The sequence below is a fragment of the Ferruginibacter sp. genome (genome assembly GCF_031430955.1).
GTDB lineage: Bacteria > Bacteroidota > Bacteroidia > Chitinophagales > Chitinophagaceae > Ferruginibacter.
Genome location: NZ_JANPCM010000370.1, coordinates 1 through 3,168 on the forward strand (window position 1 = coordinate 1; position 3,168 = coordinate 3,168).

Consider the following 3,168-nt stretch of genomic DNA (forward strand, 5'->3'; position numbering starts at 1 on the left):
CGAAAAGTATGCCACCCTCTCCATCTTATCAGCCAAAAAAATATTTTGTATTTATGAAGATAAGCTGCATAATTTATACATCGGCACCGGCGGTAACGGATTAGTAATTATAAACGAAAAAAGAAATGAACTGCAAAATTATTTGCACGACAGTAAGAATGAAAAAAGTATTTTAACTGACAGTATTTTTGCAGAAAAATTTTTTGAAGACAAAGCCGGTAATATCTGGATATCAACTATAAAAGGGATAAGTGTTTTTGAACCGGGTGCAAAACAGTTTTATAATTTTATTGATCAACCTGCAAAAAATAACAGCATTGCAAAAGCATTCTGGTATTCTACTGCACAGGATAATGCAGGTAATATTTTTATTGGCACCAACGATGGTGTATATAAAATAAAGGCGGGCAAAAAAACTTTAGCTAATGCAAAACACCTAACTGATAAAGATGGGTTGCTGCATAATAATATTTACAGCATGGTAAAAGATAAACAGGGATTATTATGGATTACCTGCCGCAATGGTATTAGTTGTTACAATACGCTTACCGAAAAATTTACCAATTTTACTTATAAAAATGGGTTGCCTGCTAAAACATTAATGTCGCCGGTACAAATGGGTACAGATGGAAATATATACCATGGCGCTGTAGAAAAGTTTTTTTATTTTAATACTGATTCTCTTCTTACTAAAAAAACTGAACCCGAAGTATGGCTTACCGGTTTAAAAATTTTTGACAAAGATTCTTTACCCGGGCTTGAATTAAATACTTTAGAAAAATTAAAACTGAATTATACACAACATTCATTTTCTTTTTCTTTTACCAGCCCTAATCTTTTTTATGCTGATGATGCAGCATACACCTACATACTTGAAGGAGAAGATAAGGACTGGAAAATTGCTGGCAACAGAAATTATGCCACTTACACTAACCTGCAGCCGGGCAACTACAGCTTTAAAGTAAAAGCAAAAAGCCAGGATGGTGAATGGAGTAAAAATGTAAGGAGCATACAAATAATAATTGCAGCACCTTTTTGGCAGCGCTGGTGGTTTATTCTGCTGTATGTTATATTCATTTTAGCAGCAGTTTATTTTTTTATAAAGAGAAGAGAAAAAATAATAAAAAGAAGGGAAGCGGAAAAAACAGAAATTGAAAAATTAAGGGCAGCTAACTATCAATACCAATTAGAAATAGAACAGGTGATCAATTATTTTGCTACGGCAATATCGGGGCAAACCACTGTTGATGATATGCTGTGGGATGTTACAAAAAACTGCATCAGCAAACTGGGGTTTGAAGATTGTGTTATTTACCTGGCTGATGATGAAGGAAAAATTCTGATTCAAAAATCGGCATGGGGGCCAAAAACAACTGAAGAAAAAAAAATAATTAACCCAATAAAAATACCTTTTGGAAAAGGAATTGTAGGCAGTGTGGCATTAAATAACAAAGCAGAAATTATTAACGACACGTCAAAAGACAAACGGTATATTGTTGATGATGTAAGGCGTTTATCAGAAGTTTCGGTACCTATAAGCAATGATGGTAAATTATTAGGGGTGATAGACAGTGAGCATTCTCAAAAAAAATTTTATACCGAAAGGCATTTACAAATACTCAGCACTATCGCTTCGCTGGTGGCCAACCGCATTGTAATAATAAAAGCGGAGGAAATGGCAAAACAAAAAGAGATAGAAGTACTAAAACTTAAAGCCAGCAATTTTCAATACCAGCTGGAAATAGAACAGGTAATAAATTATTTTGCCACTTCTATATCTGCACAATATTCTATAGATGAAATGTTATGGGATGTTTCTAAAAACCTTATTGGCAAATTAGGGTTTGAAGATTGTATGATTTATTTATGGAATAAAGATAAGAACCTGCTGGTACAAAAGTCTGGCTATGGTTTAAAAGGTGATATGCAGGTAGAAAAAAATAAAAATGTTTATAATGTACCTAAAGGAAAAGGTATTGTTGGTGCAGCAGCAGAAAGCCGGCAGGGTATTCTTGTAAACGATACTTCAAAAGATAAAAGATATTTTTCGGCAGATGATAAAATTATGTTCAGCGAACTGAGTGTACCTATTATTCACAACAACGAAACAATCGGCGTTATTAATACCGAACATTCTAAAAAGAATTTTTTTACTCAGCGGCACTTACAAATTTTAACCACCATTGCATCGCTTTGTGCCGATAAAATTGATAAAATAAATGCCGAACAGCAAACCCGTGAAAAAGAAGTGGAAGTTTTTAAATTAAATAAAGATCTGGCCACCTCTCAACTAACGGCATTGAGAGCTCAAATGAATCCTCAGTTTATTTTTAATGAACTCAATAGTGTGCAGCAATATATTTTAACAGGCGATGTGGACCAGGCCAATAAATATTTATCTAAATTCAGCCGGTTGCAAAGGGAAGTATTAAACCACTGCGACCAGAATTTTATCAGCCTTGATAAAGAAATTGAAATGCTGAACCTTTATCTTGAACTGGAGCAACTTCGTTTTAATGAAAATTTTGAATACTACATTAATCTTACCGATGATATTGACAGCAGTGAAATTAAAATTCCGCCTATGATTTTACAACCTTTTGTTGAAAATGCCATCTGGCACGGGTTAATGCCCAAGCAGGGACTGCGGCAGGTAAGCATTTCTTTTACCCTTAGCTCTTATAACTATTTGCAGTGCACCATAAAAGATAATGGTATAGGAAGAGAAGCGGCTGCAAAAGTTAAGGAGCAGTCGGGTAATACCGCCAATCATAAATCTAAAGGGCTGGGGCTGGTGTATGAAAGACTTAAATTACTGGAACAGCAATACCAGCAACCGTTTACAGTGGCCATTAACGACCTTACTGCACCCAATGGCAATGTGCAGGGTACACAGGTAATTCTTACACTTTTTATTGGCCATTAAATTTAAAACATCTTTACACAAAATAAAATTTGTTGCTTAAATTAGAGTTGTGATAAAAGCTTTAATAATTGATGATGAACCTTCGGCAGTAAATACACTGCGGCTGATGCTGGAACGATATGTACCGGAAATTAAAGAATTAAAAAGTACTAATGATGCACAGGAAGGTTTGCAGTTAATTAATACATTTAAACCGCAATTACTTTTTTTAGATATTCAAATGCCGATGATGACGGGCTTTG

Annotated in this window: 2 protein-coding genes; both read left to right on the forward strand. The window is 34.6% G+C overall.

The genetic code is table 11. The annotated features are described in order from the left end of the window. Nucleotides 1–2,926, forward strand: a 2,926-nt coding sequence (locus tag ACY65O_RS10545) for a GAF domain-containing protein (protein WP_462220818.1), incomplete at its 5' end; no start/stop codon positions are given. A 49-nt stretch (nt 2,927–2,975) separates the two neighbouring features. Continuing rightward, nucleotides 2,976–3,168, forward strand: a 193-nt coding sequence (locus ACY65O_RS10550; protein WP_462220819.1) for a LytR/AlgR family response regulator transcription factor, incomplete at its 3' end; no start/stop codon positions are given.